This window comes from Campylobacter sp. MIT 12-5580 (assembly GCF_005406235.1).
Lineage (GTDB): Bacteria > Campylobacterota > Campylobacteria > Campylobacterales > Campylobacteraceae > Campylobacter_D.
Map to the genome: position 1 here is coordinate 193,793 of NZ_NXLK01000003.1, position 17,373 is coordinate 211,165.

The 17,373-nt window shown below is 34.7% G+C and carries 14 protein-coding genes; 9 read left to right on the forward strand and 5 right to left on the reverse strand.

Annotated features, from left to right (window positions below; translation table 11 throughout):
* Positions 1-53: 53 nt before the first annotated feature.
* The 4 genes from CQA38_RS04520 (at position 54) to CQA38_RS04535 (ending at position 6,004) form a co-directional block, all read left to right on the forward strand.
* A complete protein-coding gene (locus CQA38_RS04520) occupies positions 54-1,139 on the forward strand; it encodes a DegT/DnrJ/EryC1/StrS family aminotransferase (RefSeq protein WP_249355191.1) in 1,086 nt (361 codons plus the stop codon).
* Positions 1,140-1,991 (forward strand): Gfo/Idh/MocA family oxidoreductase, encoded by an 852-nt coding sequence (locus CQA38_RS04525; protein ID WP_137632803.1) that lies wholly within the window; start codon positions 1,140-1,142, stop codon positions 1,989-1,991.
* A complete protein-coding gene (gene hemH / locus CQA38_RS04530; protein WP_137632804.1) occupies positions 1,991-2,902 on the forward strand; it encodes a ferrochelatase in 912 nt (303 codons plus the stop codon). Before CQA38_RS04525 ends, hemH begins: the two co-directional genes overlap by 1 nt.
* Before the next feature lie 192 nt (positions 2,903-3,094).
* Positions 3,095-6,004, forward strand: a complete 2,910-nt coding sequence (locus tag CQA38_RS04535) for an FAD-binding and (Fe-S)-binding domain-containing protein (RefSeq protein WP_137632805.1) — start codon at positions 3,095-3,097, stop codon at positions 6,002-6,004.
* 7 nt (positions 6,005-6,011) lie between these two features.
* Here the strand turns inward: CQA38_RS04535 and CQA38_RS04540 are convergent, their stop codons facing one another.
* From CQA38_RS04540 to mltG, 5 genes are all read right to left on the reverse strand, one after another.
* A complete protein-coding gene (locus CQA38_RS04540; RefSeq protein WP_137632806.1) occupies positions 6,012-7,799 on the reverse strand; it encodes a penicillin-binding protein 2 in 1,788 nt (595 codons plus the stop codon).
* 3 nt (positions 7,800-7,802) lie between these two features.
* Positions 7,803-8,105 carry a flagellar hook-basal body complex protein FliE gene (gene fliE, locus CQA38_RS04545; RefSeq protein ID WP_034906012.1) on the reverse strand — a complete coding sequence of 101 codons (303 nt, stop codon included), beginning with the start codon at positions 8,103-8,105 and terminating at the stop codon, positions 7,803-7,805.
* 13 nt (positions 8,106-8,118) lie between these two features.
* Complete coding sequence (flgC, locus tag CQA38_RS04550; RefSeq protein ID WP_034906009.1) at positions 8,119-8,613, reverse strand: flagellar basal body rod protein FlgC; 495 nt, start codon at positions 8,611-8,613, stop codon at positions 8,119-8,121.
* Between the two features lie 11 nt (positions 8,614-8,624).
* Positions 8,625-9,056, reverse strand: coding sequence for a flagellar basal body rod protein FlgB (flgB, locus tag CQA38_RS04555; RefSeq protein WP_137632903.1), 432 nt, complete (start codon positions 9,054-9,056; stop codon positions 8,625-8,627).
* 163 nt (positions 9,057-9,219) lie between these two features.
* Positions 9,220-10,179, reverse strand: coding sequence for an endolytic transglycosylase MltG (gene mltG / locus CQA38_RS04560; protein WP_249355182.1), 960 nt, complete (start codon positions 10,177-10,179; stop codon positions 9,220-9,222).
* Here mltG and CQA38_RS04565 point away from each other — a divergent pair.
* The 5 genes from CQA38_RS04565 (at position 10,133) to CQA38_RS04585 (ending at position 17,372) form a co-directional block, all read left to right on the forward strand.
* Complete coding sequence (locus CQA38_RS04565) at positions 10,133-12,673, forward strand: AsmA-like C-terminal domain-containing protein (RefSeq protein ID WP_137632808.1); 2,541 nt, start codon at positions 10,133-10,135, stop codon at positions 12,671-12,673. The two genes, mltG and CQA38_RS04565, sit on opposite strands and share 47 nt — an antisense overlap.
* Before the next feature lie 108 nt (positions 12,674-12,781).
* The gene (locus CQA38_RS04570; RefSeq protein ID WP_137632809.1) at positions 12,782-14,989 is read left to right on the forward strand and encodes an NADP-dependent isocitrate dehydrogenase; all 2,208 of its coding nucleotides are present in this window, start codon (positions 12,782-12,784) and stop codon (positions 14,987-14,989) included.
* Positions 14,986-15,888, forward strand: a complete 903-nt coding sequence (locus tag CQA38_RS04575) for a malate dehydrogenase (RefSeq protein WP_137632810.1) — start codon at positions 14,986-14,988, stop codon at positions 15,886-15,888. Before CQA38_RS04570 ends, CQA38_RS04575 begins: the two co-directional genes overlap by 4 nt.
* A 39-nt stretch (positions 15,889-15,927) precedes the next feature.
* Entirely contained in the window at positions 15,928-16,242 is a 315-nt protein-coding gene (locus tag CQA38_RS04580; protein WP_137632811.1) for a 4Fe-4S dicluster domain-containing protein, read from the forward strand.
* Positions 16,243-16,247: 5 nt separating this feature from the next.
* Entirely contained in the window at positions 16,248-17,372 is a 1,125-nt protein-coding gene (locus CQA38_RS04585) for a 2-oxoglutarate synthase subunit alpha (RefSeq protein ID WP_137632812.1), read from the forward strand.
* Position 17,373 lies beyond the last annotated feature (1 nt).

Consider the following 17,373-nt stretch of genomic DNA (forward strand, 5'->3'; position numbering starts at 1 on the left):
TTTAAAATTAGGTATAATTTCGTTTTTAAAAGCAGTAAAGGCAAAAGATGAATATCCCATTTATCGATTTAAAAGCACAATATTTAAGCTATCAAGATGAAATTCAAACAGCGATTAATGAAGTTTTACGCAGCACTTCTTTTATAGGTGGGGCTAAGCTTGAGGAATTTGAGGCGAATTTAGCTAAGTATGTAGGCACAAAGCACGCCATAGGTTGTTCTAGTGGTACTTCAGCCTTACTTTTAGCACTTTTAGCCTCAAATATCAAGGCAGGAGATGAAGTTATCGTGCCTAGTTTTACCTTTATCGCTACAGCTGAAATGGTAAGCTTCATCGGTGCAAAGCCTGTTTTTGCTGATATAAATTTACAAGATTATAATCTTAACATAAATACTTTAGAAAATTTAGTGAGTGAAAAAACTAAAGCCATAATCGCTGTAAGTATGTTTGGACAAATGCCTGATATACTTGCTTTAAAAGAATTTTGCAAGAGTAAAAATATCGCTTTGATTGAAGATGGGGCTCAAAGCTTTGGTGCAAAGCAAAACGAGTATAAATCCTGCTCTTTAGCTCATATATCTTGCACAAGCTTTTTTCCTTCTAAGCCTTTAGGAGCGTATGGGGACGCTGGGGCTGTTTTTACAGATGATGATGAGCTTGCAAGAAAAATTAGAATTTTTCTTAATCACGGACAAGTCAAACGTTATATGCACGAATACATAGGCTTTAACGGCAGACTTGATACTCTTCAAGCAGCGATTTTAAATGTAAAATTAAAGCATTTAGACGAAGAGCTTGTTTTAAGAGAACAAAAGGCTAGGGTATATCTTGAAAATTTACAAAACTGCATTTTGCCAAGCGTAAAAGAAGGCTTTAAGAGTGTTTGGGCGCAATTTAGCGTGCGAGTAAAAGATAGAAATAAAGTCATTGCTAAACTTGAAAAAGCAGGCATTCCAAGTGCTATTCATTATCCTTTAGGACTTCATTTACAAGAGGCTTTTAAGGATTTAGGCTATAAAAAGGGCGATTTGGCAAATACCGAGCTTGTTAGTGAAGAAATTTTATCCTTGCCTATGAGTGCTTTTTTAAAGCAAAGCGATCAAGAGCAGGTTATAGCTGCCTTTAATGAGGAAAATTAAGTGAAAATAGGCATAGCCGGACTTGGTAAAATGGGGCAAAACCATTTAAAAGAACTGCAAAAAAATGAAAAATTGCAACTTTGTGCCTTATATGATACTGAGTTAAAGCAAGGTTTTAAGGAGCCTTTTTTTAATGATTTAGCTAAGTTTTTAGCTCAAAACTTAGATATTGTCATCATCTCAAGTCCTACAAAGACGCATTTAGACTTAGCAAAAGAAGTGTTTAAGAGTGTAAAATGTGTTTTGATTGAAAAGCCTTTGGCTTTAAATTTAGCTCAAATGCAAGAAATTCAAAATTTAGCTAAAGAATATAGCGTGCGTGTAGCTGTAGGCTTTAGCGAGAGGTTTAATCCTTGCATAGTAGCTTTAAAAGAGCTTTTGCATAATGAAAAAATCATCAGCGTGGATATACAACGTTTTTCACCTTATCCACAAAGGATTAGCGATGTGGGCGTTTTGCAGGATTTAGCTGTGCATGATCTTGATCTTATAGGCTTTTTATCAGGACAAGGCATTAAAAATTGCACACTTAAAAAGCTGTATAAAAAAGATAGTCAAAGAGAAGATGAGGCTACACAACTTTGTGAGTGCGAAGGCTTTTTAGCTTATGCACATCAAAGCTGGAATTGTGAGCAAAAACTAAGAAGGATTAGTGTTATCACTGAAAATGCTTTTTTTGAGGCAAATTTAAATGATTTTATTTTACTTAAAAATGGCAAGGCTGTAAGTATAAAAGAAAAAAGCCCTTTATCAGCAGAACATGAAGCTCTTTTTGAGCTAGCACAGCAAGGGTGCGTAAATACCTTAGCAAGCATACAAGATGCCTTAGCAGTGCAGAAATGGCTTGAGTGATGAAACTTGTTTTATTTTTAAATATGGGTGGGGCTGAGAATTTAAAAGATTGTGAGCTTTTTTTAAAAAATATGTTTAACGATCCTTATATTTTAACTATTAAAAACAAGTTTTTAAGGGCTTTTGTAGCTTTTTGCATCACAAAAGCAAGAGTTAAGGCTATGCAAAAAAATTATAAGCACTTAGGTGGAAAATCTCCCCTAAATGAGCTCACTCAAAGTCTTTGCGATAAGCTCAATAAAGAATTTAAAGGAGAAGTTTGCTTTGATTTTGCAAATTTATATGTGCCTCCTTTTGCAAAAGAAGTTTTAAGCAAATATAAGCTTAGTAAAGATGATGAGCTCGTGCTTTTTCCTCTTTATCCACATCATTCTCAAACCACGGTTACTTCATCTTTAGAAGTGCTTAAAAAAGCTATAAGCGAGCTAAAAATTCAAAGCAAAGTCAGCGAAATTGATGTTTTTTATGAAGATAAAAGCTATAATGAGCTGATTAAAAAACATATCTTAAAGGCAAATGAGGATTTTAAAAAAGGGCATAAAAAGCATTTGATTTTTTCAGCTCATTCTTTGCCTGTATCTATCATCAAAAAAGGCGATGTGTATGAAAAGCACATTAATGAGCATTTTAATGCACTCAAAAAAGAGCTTGAGCCGTATTTTGATAAAATAGAGCTAGGCTATCAATCCAAACTTGGTCCTGTAAAATGGCTCGAGCCAAATACAAGTGATATTATCGCTAATTTAGATAATGAAGCTTTGATTTATCCGCTAGCTTTTTGTATAGATTGTTCTGAGACGGTTTTTGAGCTTGAGATAGAGTATAGAAAAATCGCCTCAAAAGACTATAAAGTCGTTGCTTGTCCAAATGATAGTGTTGAGTTTGTTGAATTTATCAAGCAGTATTTTTAAACTTTCTTTTGTGCTTATTTTAAAAAAATCTAAAAAGCAAGCATTGTCAAATCTTTTAAAAACACTCTAAATTTATATACAAAAAGATGAAATGTTTCAAAAAGTATCAATTTTTAAATTTCATTTTTCATACCTTAATACATACATTTTGTTTTAAGCTACAATGAAAAAGATTATTTTTAAAGGATAAGTATGAGTAAGGCAGAACTTGTTTTTAAGATACCCCCTTATGAACTTTTTTATGAGAAAGCAAAGCTTTTTTTAGGGGATAGAATTTTTAAGGATTATTTGCGTTGCTTTGCTTATGGCATAGATGCTTCTTGTTATCGTTATATCCCAAAGATAGTTATTGTCGCAAGCAATGAAGATGAAATCGTGCAAATTTTAAAACTTAGCAATGAATTAAATTTAGCCGTAAGTTTTAGGGCAGCTGGGACATCTTTAAGCGGACAAGCCTGTTGCGAGAGTATTTTGGTGTTATGTAATACTTACTGGAAAAAGATTCAGCTTGTTTTTGATGAGGCTCAACAGCCAAGCTCGATTTGGTGTGATTGTGGTGTGATAGGAGCAAGTGCAAATGAAGCTTTAAAGCCTTATGCAAAAAAGATAGGTCCTGATCCAGCTACTATAAATAATGCTCTTATTGGTGGAATTTTTTCAAACAATTCAAGCGGTATGTGCTGTGGGGTAAAGCAAAACACTTATCAAACCATCAAATCAGTGCGTGTTATCTTGCAAAATGGCTTTGTGCTTGATACTTCACAAGATCAAAGTGTGCTTGAGTTTATGAAAACTTATCCGGATATGGCTGAAAGGCTTTTAGCATTAAGGGCTGAACTTTTGGCTGATAGCGAGCTTTCAAGTTTTATCAGACATAAATTTAAGATAAAAAATACCACCGGTTATAGCTTAAATGCCTTGCTTGATTTTGACAAACTTAAAGATATACTCAATCATATCTTTATCGGTGCTGAGGGCACACTAGCCTTTATTTCAAGGGTGGAGCTTGAGTGTGTGAAGGATTTTAAACACAAAGCCTGTGCTTTGATCTTTTATGAGGATATTTTAAGTGCGGCTAAGGCTATAAAAATTTTGGCTCAAAATGATGATTTGGTTAGTGCTGCTGAGATTATGGATTATGCTTCTTTATTAAGTGTGCAGAATTTAGAGGGTTTGCCTGCTGAGATTAAACAAATAAAGCCAAAAAATTGTGCTATTTTGATCCAGCTTGAAGAAGATGATAAAGAAAAACTTAAACAAAATATAGCCTTTATAAGTCAGAGTTTGGCAAGCATTCAAAGCCTTTTTGGGGTGCGGTTTAGTTTTGATGCAAAAGAGCAAGAGTCTTGGTGGAAGGTGCGTAAGGGCTTACTTCCTTTAACAGCGGCTACAAGGGCGAGTGCAAGCACGGTTATCACTGAGGATATTTGCTTTGAGATAGAGCATTTTGCAGCTGGGATTGAGGGCATTGAAGCCTTGTTTGAAAAGCATAAATTTAAGGGCATTATCTTTGGGCATGCCTTAAGTGGCAATGTGCATTTTATCATCACGCCTTTACTTGGTATAAAAGAAGAAAGTGAGCGTTTTGGTAATTTTATGCAAGATTTGGTTGATCTTGTGGTAAGTTATAATGGAAGCATTAAAGCAGAGCATGGCACAGGACGCATGATGGCTCCTTTTGTGAAACAAGAATGGGGCGAAAAAGCGTATAAATTTAACCAAGCGATCAAAGAAATTTTTGATCCTAAAAGGCTTATAAATCCTGATGTTATCATCACTGAAGATCAAAATATCCATCTTAAAAATCTCAAACCAGCAAGTGCAAATTTGATAGAGGATTACTTAGATGCTTGTATGGAGTGTGGTTTTTGTGAAAAAATTTGTCCAAGCAAAGACTTAAGTCTTACTCCGCGCCAACGCATAGCTGTGTATAGAGAAATCGCTCGTTTAAAAAGTAAAATCCGCACCTCAAGCGAACAAAAAGAGCTTAACGAGCTTGAAAAAGGCTTTGAATACCTTGTGGTAAAAACTTGCGCGACATGTTCTATGTGTGCTACGCTTTGTCCGCTTGAAATAGACACGGCAAAAATTGCTTCAAAAGCCAGTCAAGCTAAGGGTTTTTTAAGCTCAAAAATCGCTTCAAATTTAGCTCAAAATATGGCTTTTACAACTAAGCTTGCTGGTTTTGGCGTAAGTGGGGCAAATTTAGCTCAAAGTGTGTTTGGTGCTGAGTTTGTGCAAGGTATGAGTGAAAAACTAAACCGACTTTGTCATACGCCTTTAGTGAGCGAGTTTTTTCCAAGCAAAAATACTTATAAACTTCATTCTAAGCTTACACAAACAGATGAAAAGCAAGTGGTGTATTTTAGTTCGTGTTTAAACAGAATGTTTAGTCCAAGTAAAAAGGCAAGTGATAAAAGAAATATAGCTCAAGTTTTTGAAAGCTTGTGTAAAAAGGCTGATTTTAGCGTGATATATCCTTCAAATTTAAGCAATCTTTGTTGTTCAAAAGCCTTTAAAAATCACGAAAAAGAAGCCAAAGACTTGGCTTTTAAGACTTTTAAAACTTTGTGTGAAGCAAGTTTAAATGGCAAATTGCCTATAGTGTGCGATCATAGTGCGTGTTCTTTAGAGCTTTTAAAATACGCAAAAGAGTATGGAAATGAGGCAAGAGTTAAACTCAATATCATTGATATGCCAGCCTTTGTTTTAGAGTATTTAAGTTCAAATTTAAGCTTTTCTAGTCAAAGCGAGGAAAAAATAGCTCTTTATGCACCTTGCTCGACTCGAAATTTACTTGTCAAAAAACAAAATTTAGCTTGGGAAAGTGCTATTTTTGAGCTTGCAAGACTTTGTGGGGCTGAAATTTATGAGGATAAAAATGTAAAATGCTGTGGTTTTGCCGGTAATAAAGGCTTTTTAACCCCAGAGCTTAATCAAAGTGCTTTAAGGAATTTTGGTAAAGATGGTGAAGGAAATAATGCTTTTAAGGGTATTACAAAAGGTTTTAGTAGCTCAAGCACTTGTGAGATAGGCTTAAGCACTAAAAGTCATTTTGCGTGGCAGCATATCATTTATCTTGTGGATACTTGCACGGATTAAGAAGAATTTAAGGTTTTATAGGTTCTAAAAAATCCTCTTGTATGAGTATATCAACTACATCTTTAAACATAGGCAATGCACTTTGTGCAGCATAGTAAGAATAAGGCTTTGTAGGTGTTCTTACTAAAACGCCTATGGTGTAAGCGTTTTTTGCGTCATTTGCAAAGCCAAAAAAGCTTGCATTATAGCGAGTAGTGGAGTAGCCACCTTTTTGAGCTATCCTTGCTGTGCCTGTTTTTCCGCCTATGATAATGCCTTCAGTTAAAGCCTTTCGCCCTGTGCCTTTTTCTGTTGTAGCGATGAGGATATTTTGAATTTGTTTTGCGGCTGTGCTTGAGAGTATTTTTTCTTTGCCAAATTCAGCACTTAAATCCACTTTTTTGCCATTTTGATAAAAGGCGTTTGCAAGGCTTGGCGTGATATAAACGCCATCATTGTTAAAGACATTGTAGGCTGCTAGAAGTTGCATAAAGGTTGTTTTTAGCCCATATCCATAACTTAAAACGGATTTTTCTATATCTCTTAGGCGACTAGGATTTGGCAGCTCTCCTTTTTGTTCGTAAGGCAGATCAATGCCGCTTTTTTCACCAAAACGAAAAATTTTAAGACCTGAGACGATCTCAAAATTGCTAAGTCTTTTAGCGATTTGTATCATGCCTATATTTGAAGAATACACTAAAACTTCTTCAGCACTCATACTTTTTGCCTTGTGATCATCTTGTATAGTAAAGCGTCCAAGCTTGTAATAACCATTATGTGTGTTGATTTGCTCGTTAAGTTGAAGTTTGTTTAGCCTTAGAGCTGTTGTAAATATAAAAGGCTTGATTACAGAGCCTGTTTCATAGGCATATTCTACAGCACTTGCGTTAAGCACGCTTAAATCTTTGCCCCGGTTGCTTGGATCATATCTTCTTGAGCTTGCTAGGGCTAGAATTTTACCGGTATTGCTTTGCATAACACCGACGATAATTTCGCTTGCATTAAGATCAGCATTTCTTTGATCGATGGCTTTTTCTATAGTTTTTTGAAGTTTAAGGTGAAGATTAGTATATAAATCACAGCCATTAATTTTGCGTTTTTGTACGGAATTCAAATCTAAGATGATATTTCCACCTATATCTTTAAGTCCTTGCACTTTTTCATTTTGAAAAGGAAGCAAACATTCATCATAGTATTTTTCAAGCCCTTTTACGCCGATATTTTTAAGCATTTTGCTTTCTTCATCAAAAAAAGCTCTGGTATAGCCAATAACCGGTGTTAAGGTATCTTTTGACATATAATTTCTATCTTCTTTATGCAAACTTATGCTTAAGCCTCTTGTTTCGACTTTATTATTGTTGTTTGCAAAAGCTTTGAAAAAGCCTTGCACATAGAGTTTTTTAGAGAGTTCTTTAAGATAGCTTGCGTGCTTTGAGTCTAAATTTTGAGAAAGTATGAAATTGTAAGCGTTTTTTTTAAAAGCAAGCTCGAGACGTTTTTTGATATCTTGCATTTGTGCTTTACTTGAGCCACTATAAATTTCAAAAAGTTTTAAAAAAAGCTCCAACTTGCCTTTATCTAAACTCCTCAAATCAACTTCAGCTCGATAAATTTGCTTTGAAGAAGCGATGATAAAATGATCACTTGTAATGATATTGCCCCTGAGGGCTGTGTCGTATTGATCTTTTTCAGTGTTTGGGATATTGCGTTTAGAAGTGAGAAAAAAGGTTGAGCTTAAAAATAAAAGCATAAAAAAAGAAGCCATAATAAAGGCAAAAGCAACCTTAGAAACTCTTGTTTTATTTGCTTCTTGCATTAATTAAATTTGAATTCTCGTGATTTCTTTATAGGCATTAATCGCCTTATTTCTTACTTCAAGCATAAATTTCATACTTGTTTCAGCCTTACCAATGGCAATAGCAGCTTGATGCAAGTCTTTAACCTCGCCTGTGGCTATATCAGTCATCGCTGCTTCGCCTTCTTTTTGCGCTGTATCAAGATCGCTGATCGAGCTTTTTAAAAGCTTGGCGAATTCATCGCCTATACCAGCTTCATTTGCTTTGTTTGAATTTTGGGTATTTGAAATACTATTTAAAGAATTAAGTTTATTTATCTCGTTCATCTTTTATCCTTTTTTAACCTTTTAATAAATCTATAGCACTTTGAGCGATAGCTTTTGTGCTGTTAAATGCTGCAACATTGGCTTGATAAGCTCTTGTTGCTTCGATTAAATCCGCCATTTCAACCACTGGGTTGATGTTAGGGTAAGCTACATAGCCCTCAGCGTTTGCATCTGGGTGTCCGGGTTCATATTTAAGACGAAATTCTTTATCATCGCGAACGACTTTATCCACAACCACGCTCATTACCGCTGGATGTGCGTCTTTTTGAGAACTTGGATCTTTAAGTGGGTTTTCATACTCTAAAAGATTGTTATCTTCTTTGATTTGTTTGTTTAAAAGCTCGCTAAAATCAGTAGCTTTAAAGATCACTTCTCTTCTTCTATAAGGTCCGCCTTCAGCTGTTCTGGTGGTATTTGCATTAGCTATGTTTGAGCTGATAACATTTAAACGAAAACGTTGAGCGCTTAGTCCATAACCGCTTATATCAAAATCACTTAAATATGCCATCTTACCCCTCCTTAACTAAGCTTTGAGCTTGCATCGATGATAGAGCCAAAGATATTGCTTTGTCTCCTTAATACTCCATCAAGCGCAGTAATCATCGCTGTGTTTTTACTCATCTCAGTAGTTTCCACATCAAGATCAACAGTGTTTGCGTCATTTCTTGCTAAATGTCCATCTCTTAGATAAATCGTTGATTTATTTGGATCAGGAAATTTCCAAGGCTCTTGATGTCCGCTACTTGTTTGAGCAAGCTTGAGTTCTTTACTATCGTCTGTTTTGAAAAGTTCTTTAGCTCTATTAACAAGAGCTGTTTCAAATTCTATATCTCTTGACTTGTAAAAAGGTGTATCAACATTGGCTAAATTTGAATTAATCATTTGATTTCTAAGATTTCTACCCGCTAAAGCACTGCTAACAAGTTCTTTTGATTTAAATGGAGTAATCATCTTTTTATCCTCGATTTTTAATTTATGTCCTAAATGAAGCAAAAAGTGTTCCAAGTTTTTGCTTTTAGCTTTTTTAAAAGACTATAAATTTTTATAAAATATATCTTTATATTTTACAGCTAAGAAGTAAATAAAACAAGCACGAATTCGCCTTTTGTGTGTATTATTTTCCTCTTTGAGCTGCTACGACTTTATTATGATCGCTTGCATTAGTGGTAAATATATGCTTTCCAGTGCTTTTATCTCGCATAAAATACAAATACTCGCTTTTTGCTGGAAAAATCGCTGCTCTAATGGCTTGCAACGATACATTACACACCGCATCTTCTGGTAAGCCTTCAAATTTATAGGTGTTGTAAGAGCTTTGATCGCTTCTTATACGCTCAGGTGTGATTTTAACATGCGAATATGCTCCATAATTTAACGTGCCGTCCATTTGAAGCTTCATGCCGATTTTAAGGCGGTTGTAGATAACTGAAGCAACGATAGGCATTTCTTCATTTGAAGCAGCTTCTTTTTGTATAACTGAGGCGATGATGACATAATTATGCCATTTTTTTTCATTATAATCACCAAAAATTTTCATCGAAGCTTGTCTAAAAGCATTTTGTGAATGTTTTAAAAGCAAATCGATAAGCAAATCCTCGCTAATGCCTTTTGGAATTTTATAAGTTTCTGGATAAAACAAACCTTCTTTATATACTGCCTTTGTTGCATAGCTTGCAAAAAGTTTTTCTTGATCAAGATTAAGCTGTTTGGCAAGCTGAGTTAAAAAGATATAAGTTGTTTCACCCGGTATTAAAGTAATGCTTTCAAGTGCAGCTTTGGCTACGGTGAGCTTGTATAAAAACTCAGCTCTATTTAGGGGCTTGGTGCCGATATTAATCCAGCCTGCTTGAGGGTGTCCTAAAAATCGTAAAATAAAATTATCAATCCTACTCATTTTATAATTATTTTTATTTAAATCAGCTATAATTTTACTCACAGAACCTTGAGGGATATAAACTACAGATTCACTTTTAAAAGGTAGAATCATATAATAAAACAAGGCGATAAGCAAAATGAGAAAGAGTTGAATGAAGATAAAAAAAATTTGGTGGTATTTAGCAGTAGTTTTAATCATTTTTGCAATCCTTTTTGTTATCCTTAAGATAGGTTTTAGCATATCTACACTTCAAACACATGTTTTTAGTGCAAACGAATTATATATAAAATTAGATAAAAAACTCATCATAAAAGCAAAAAATTTAAGCATTTTTGATTTAGAGGATTCAAATTCAAGCCTAGCTGTTTCAACGCAAATTGTTGATGTGGTGCAAAAAATTGAATACCTTTATATATTTTTTCAAGAACTTGATATACAAAATTTAAGTTTTGGCGGGCAAAATGCTCGTTTTTTATTTAAAGGCGATGAGTTTTTTTTAAACAATGATGAATTTTCTTTAAATTTGGCATTAAATAGGACAGGAAAAGAGATTAAGGCTGATATTAAAGAGCTATTTTTTAAGGATTATAATGCCAGTGCGGACGGACAGATTTTAATCAACGCAGCTCAAGATAGTTATGATTTTATAGGAGTTTTAAGATCGCAAAATTTAAATTTTGATTTTAATGTTACTTATGCTAAAGATAAATTAAATCTTGATCTTAAGGATATCAACGCAAGCAATATGGCTTTTTTGTTTCGCACAGCAGGCAAGCATTTAAGCTTAAATAAAGAACTAAATGAGTGGTTTTCTCAAAAACTCATTGCTGATTTATATTCTATTAGCTATCTTAAAGCTTCTATGGATTTGGGTAAAAAATTTAGCATTAAAGAGCTTGAGGGTGCGGGTGAGGTAAAAAATTTAAAAGTCAAGCTTGGCAAAAATGTTGAAAGCATACTGATACCAAAACTGAAGTTAAATTTAAATAAAAAAAGACTTGATTTAAACTTCGATCAAGCAAGCTTTGCAAAGCAGGATTTAAGTCAAAGCAAAATTTATGTATATGAGCCTGCAAGTGCCACAAAATCAGGTATTTATATACAAATTAAGTCAAATGAACTTATGCTTGATCAAAAGCTTTTAAACATACTCAATCTTTATAGTATCAAACTCCCACTCAAACAGCTTTCAGGTAAGCTTAATACAGACTTTATTATCAATATTCCTTTCGCAAAGAGTGAAAAAATCAGCTTCAAAGCGAATTTTGATCTTGAAAACACTCAGCTTGATATGGCAAATTTTTTGGTGCAAAAAGGCAATATCAGCCTTGAAAACACTATCTTAAAATTAAATGAATTTGTGGTGAAAAATGACTTTTTGCAAGCTGATGTGAATGCAAGTTTTGATTTAGATGCCAAAAAAGCTCACTTTAACACTGAAATTTCAAGGCTTTATTTTAAAGACTTGCTTGATATTAAAAATGCACAAGAAAATCTCGAGCTTGATTATTCACAAGATATCCTTTTAAAAGCTCAAAATTTTAATGTTGATATGAATCTCACTCAAGGTTTAGAACTGAGTGCTTCAACCTTAAGTCGCTTTAAAGAAAATTCAGCGCTAATGCAAAAACTTGGCATAGAAAATGTAAAGAATTTTGATTTAAAAACTGCGGATTTTGTTAATTTCCAAATCAAACTCAAAGGTACAAATTTTAAAAATGATTTGCAAAAAAGCGATGGTTTAAGTTATGAAAACGATGATTTTTTTATCAGCAAGGATGCTAAAACCACACATATTAAAAGTGCGAGTGAGAACTTGGATATTAGCTTGAACGAAGATGTGATAAAGGCGAAGATAAAAAATTTACACTATATTCTCAAAGATACTCAAAAAATAAACGATGTTAATTTTAGCTCTAAACTTGAGCTTGAGGCTTTAAATTCTGGCATTATTTTGCAAAGTGCAAATAATTCTGGTAAAAAACTAAGTTTTGATGAGCTTTATTTTGATATGGATAAGCAAAAAATGAGCTTAAAAGCCAAAAGAAATGAAGCTATATATGAGCTTAATAAAGATGAAAAACAGCTTGTTGGCAAGATCAGTAAGGTAAATGACAAAACGCTTAATGAATTTTTTGGCTCAAACATAGTTGAAAAAGGAAATTTTGAACTTCATATCAAAGGAAGTGGTTTTGAGCGTTTTAATGGTGAGATTATTATGAATGATACTTATTTCAAAGAGCTTAAATTTCATAATCAGCTCATTAGTTTTATCGATACTATACCGAGTTTATTGCTTTTTAAAAGTCCAACCTTTAACGAAAAAGGCTTAAGCATACAAAAAGGTGCTGTGCTTTTTGAAAAACAAAAAAATAAAATCACCATACAAGCTCTCACGCTTGATGGAGATAGTGTCGATATTTTAGGTGTTGGGGATATAAACCTTGATGATAAAAAACTTGATCTTGAACTTGAGCTTCAAACACTAAAATCCGCCACAGATATCATCTCAAAAGTGCCTATCATCAATCAAATCATACTTGGCAAAGATCGTGTCATTTCTACACAAATTTTAGTTGAAGGCGATCTTGATAATCCAAAGTTTAAAACTCAAATCATCAAAGAGACTTTAAAACTTCCTTTTAACTTACTTAAAAACATCATTGATATACCATCAACTTGGTTTGAGTAAGCTTATAAAATGCTTAAAATACACTTTTTAAAAAGCTTATTATGAAAAAGAACTCAAAAATTTTGCTTTTTGTGTATAATTAAGCTTGAATAATGAAAAAACAAAGGAATACTGATGACTTACACACTCACAGATGAATCCCCAGCCCTTGCGACTTACTCTTTTTTACCGATTGTCAAAGCCTTTTTAGCTTCGGCAAATATCACTATAAAAACAGCTGATATTTCTTTGGCTGCCCGCATACTTGCAAGTTTTCCTGAGTATTTAAAAGAAGAACAACGCTGTGAGGACGCGCTTGACAAGCTTTCTAAACTTGTAAAAAGCCCACAAGCTATTATCATTAAAACACCAAATATCTCAGCTTCTATCCCTCAGCTTAAAGCTGCCATTAAAGAGCTTCAAGAAAAAGGCTTTGCTTTGCCAGAGTTTCCTGATGAACCAAAAGATGAAAAGGAAAAAGAGATTAAAGCAAGATATGCTAAAGTTTTAGGTTCAGCTGTAAATCCTGTGCTAAGACAAGGCAATTCAGATCGCCGCTCAACAAAGGCTGTAAAAGAATACGCCAAATGCAATCCCTATAAAGTCGTGCCTTTTGAAAAAAGCTCAAAAACAAGAGTGGCTTATATGAAAGAGGGCGATTTTTTCTCTAATGAAAAAGCAGTTTTAATCACAAAACCAAGTATAGCTCGTATAGAATTTACAAACAACAAAGGCGAAAAAATCATTTTAAAAGATGAGATAAAGCTTGAAGAAAATGAAATTTTAGACGCTTCTTTTATGAGTGCAAAAGCACTTGATAGCTTTTATGAAGAGCAAATCAAGCTCAGCAAAGATGAAGATTTGTTACTTTCTTTACACCTTAAAGCAACGATGATGAAAGTAAGCGATCCGGTGATTTTTGGACATTGTGTGAGGGTGTATTTTAAGGAGCTTTTTGCTCGCTTTGAAGATGAATTTAAGACTTTAAGTATCAATGAAAACAATGGTATAAGTGAGCTTTTAAGCAAGATTGAAAACTCAAGTAAAAAGGCTGAAATTTTACAAGCTTATGAAGAAATTTTAAGCAAAAGTGCGGCTTTATCTATGGTAAATTCAGATAAAGGTGTTACGAATTTACATGTTCCAAGTGATGTGATTGTTGATGCTTCTATGCCAGCGATGATTAAAAATGGCGCAAAGCTTTATAATGCCAAAGGGCAGGTGCAAGATACAAATGCTTTGATCCCTGATAAAACTTATGCTGTAGTGTATGAAGCTGTGCTTGAGGACTTGCATAAAAATGGCACGCTTGATCCAAGTAAATTAGGTAGTGTGTCAAATGTGGGCTTAATGGCAAAAAAAGCTCAAGAATACGGCTCGCACGATAAAACTTTCATCGCTAAAGAAGATGGAGTTTTTCGCATACTTACTGGGGATAATGAGCTTTTAATCGAGCAAAAAGTGCAAAAAGGTGACATATTTAGAGCTTGCGAGGCTAAATACGATGCTATTGTGAATTGGATTGATTTAGGCATTGAAAGGGCAAAATTAAGTGGCGAGGAAGCTATTTTTTGGCTTGATGAAAACAGAGCAAGCGATAAGATCATGATAGAGCTTGTTAAAGCTAGACTTAAAGAACAAAACGCAAATTTAAAAATTCTAAGCCCAAAACAAGCGTGTTTAAGAAGCTTAGAGCTTATCCGTGAGGGTAAAAATGTCATCAGTGTTACGGGCAATGTTTTAAGGGATTATCTAACCGATCTTTTTCCTATACTTGAGCTTGGCACGAGTGCAAAAATGCTTTCAGTTGTGCCTATGCTTGCTGGTGGAGCGATGTTTGAAACAGGAGCAGGTGGCTCAGCTCCAAAACAAGTTGAACAGCTTATAGAAGAAAATCACTTGCGTTGGGATAGTTTGGGCGAGTTTTTAGCCTTGCAAGCTGCGCTTGAGTTTTTTGCTCAAAAAAGACAAAATTATCAAGCTCAAGTTTTTGCACAATGTCTTGATGAAGCTATAGGTTTGTGGCTTGAGAGCAACAAAGCACCTTCAAGAAAGGTAAAAGAAGATGACAATAGAACGAGCCATTTTTACTTGGCTTTGTATTGGGCAAACGAGCTAGCAAGACAGGGCAATGAAAAAAGCATACAAAATACTTTCAAAGAAGTGGCTTTAGCGCTAAGTTCAAACGAAGAGCAAATTAGAGCTGAATTTATCGACGCTCAAGGACATAAAGTTGATCTTGGGGGCTATTATAAATTTGATGACACAAAAGCAAATGCTGTGATGAGAGCAAGCAAAACTTTTAATGAAATTTTAGAAAATATAGGCACAAGATGAAAGTAACGATTATTGGAGCTGGCAATGTTGGATCAAGCGTTGCCTATGCGATGATATTAAGAAATGTGGCAAGCGAACTTATCTTGATTGATAGAGATGAAATCTTGTTGCTTGCTAGGGATTTAGAACTTGGACAAAGCATAGCAGCTTTAAATTTAAATATCAAGCTTACTTGCACAAGCGAATATGATGAATGCGTGGGAAGTGATATAGTTATTTTTTGTGCTGGACTTGCACGAAAAGACGGACAAAGCAGAGATGAGCTTTTGCAAATCAATGCTGATATTATGCTTGATTGTGCAAAAAAGGTAAAAGTCTTTGTAAATGATCCACTTTTTATTATCTTGACTAATCCGGTGGATTTTTTGCTTAATACCCTTTTTGAGCATAATATTTTTGATTCTAAAAAGATCATTGCTATGGCAGGCACACTTGATAATGCGCGCTTTAAATACGAGCTAGCCAAGAAATTTCAGTGTAACACTAAAGACATAGATACAAAACTTTTAGGTTTTCATAATGATGATATGGTGCTTTTAAAATCCTACTCGCTATATAAAGGACAAAAGATCAGCGAGCTTTTAGATGAGGAAGAATTTGATGATATAGAAAATGAAGTAAAAACAGGTGGTGCAAAAGTTATAAAACATCTTAAAACTTCAGCTTATCTTGCCCCAGCAGCAGCTTGCATAAGGATGGTAGAAGCTATTCGAACAGGCGAGTTTTTGCCTATGAGCGTGATTTTGCACGGCGAATTTGGTATAGAAAATAAAGCCTTTGGGGTTTTAGCAAGGATAAATTTAAATGGAGTGATCGAGCTTTTAAGTCTTGAACTTGATGAAGAAGAAAGAAACAAGCTTAAAAAATCACTTCAAAAGTATAATTATATAAAAGATTAATTTTTAGTTGTGTTTTAAAAAAAATGATAAGGAAAAAAAATGAGTGTTATTGCTCCTAAAGATACGCCCGTTTGGGTGAATGAACAAAGGTGCAAAGCATGTAATATCTGCGTAAGCTACTGCCCTGCTGGTGTTTTGGCTATGCGTGATGATATTAATGCTGTGCTAGGACAGATGATCGAGGTTGTGTATCCTCAATCCTGTATAGGTTGTATGGAATGCGAGGTGCATTGTCCGGATTTTGCTATTATGGTGGCAAAAAGAGATGAGTTTAAATTTGCTAAACTTACCCCAGAAGCCAAAGAAAGAGCTGAAGCTGTAAAGCAAAATAAATATAAAAAATTACAAGGCTGATTACAATGAGAGAATTAATATCAACGGGCAATGTCCTAGTGGCAAAAGCAGCCATAGAATGCGGCTGTAGGTTTTTTGGAGGCTATCCCATCACTCCAAGTTCAGAAATCGCACACGAGCTTTCAAAGCTTTTACCTTTAAATGATGGCACTTTCATTCAAATGGAAGATGAAATTTCAGGCATTAGCGTAAGTATAGGTGCTTCAATGAGTGGAACTAAGGCTATGACAGCAAGTAGCGGTCCTGGGATTTCACTTAAAAGCGAGCAAATCGGTTATGCTTTTATCGCTGAAATTCCTTTGGTTATCGCAAATGTTATGCGAGGCGGTCCTTCAACTGGACTTCCTACGCGCGTGGCACAAGGCGATCTTTGGCAGGCAAAAGCTCCTACGCATGGGGATTTTGCAAGCATTGCTTTAGCTCCAGCAAGCTTAGAAGAATCCTACACTGAAACTATTCGTGCTTTTAATTTAGCTGAAAAGCTTATGACTCCGGTATTTTTACTTCTTGATGAAACCGTAGGACATATGAATGGCAAGGCAAAATTACCAGAATTAAACGAACTTGAGATCATTAATAGAGCTAAATTTAGTGGCGATAAAAAAGAATATAAGCCTTATGCTGCACCTATGAATGAGCCAGCTACGCTTAATCCTTTCTTTGAGGGCTACCGCTATCACATTACCGGGCTTCATCACGGAGATATAGGCTTTCCAACAGAAGATGGCGATATAGTCAAATACAATATCGAGCGTTTATTTGGCAAAATTCATAGCCGCAAAGATGAAATTTGCAAATTTGAAGAATACAACCTAGAAAAAGCCGAGCTTTTAATCATTGCTTATGGAAGCACAAGCAGATCGGTCAAAGAAGCTATCGCAAGGCTTAAAGATCAAGGTATAGAAGTAGGGCTTTTTCGTCCTATCACACTCTATCCAGTGCATGAAAAAAAGATCGCTGAGGTGGTAAATAAATTCAAAAAGGTAATGGTATGCGAGCTCAATATGGGGCAGTATCTTGAGGAAGTGCAAAGAGCGAGCAAAAGAGATGATCTTATCCCTTGTTTAAGAGCAAATGGACGCCCTTTAACACCAAGTGAGATTATGGTAAAGATTAAGGAGAATTTATAAA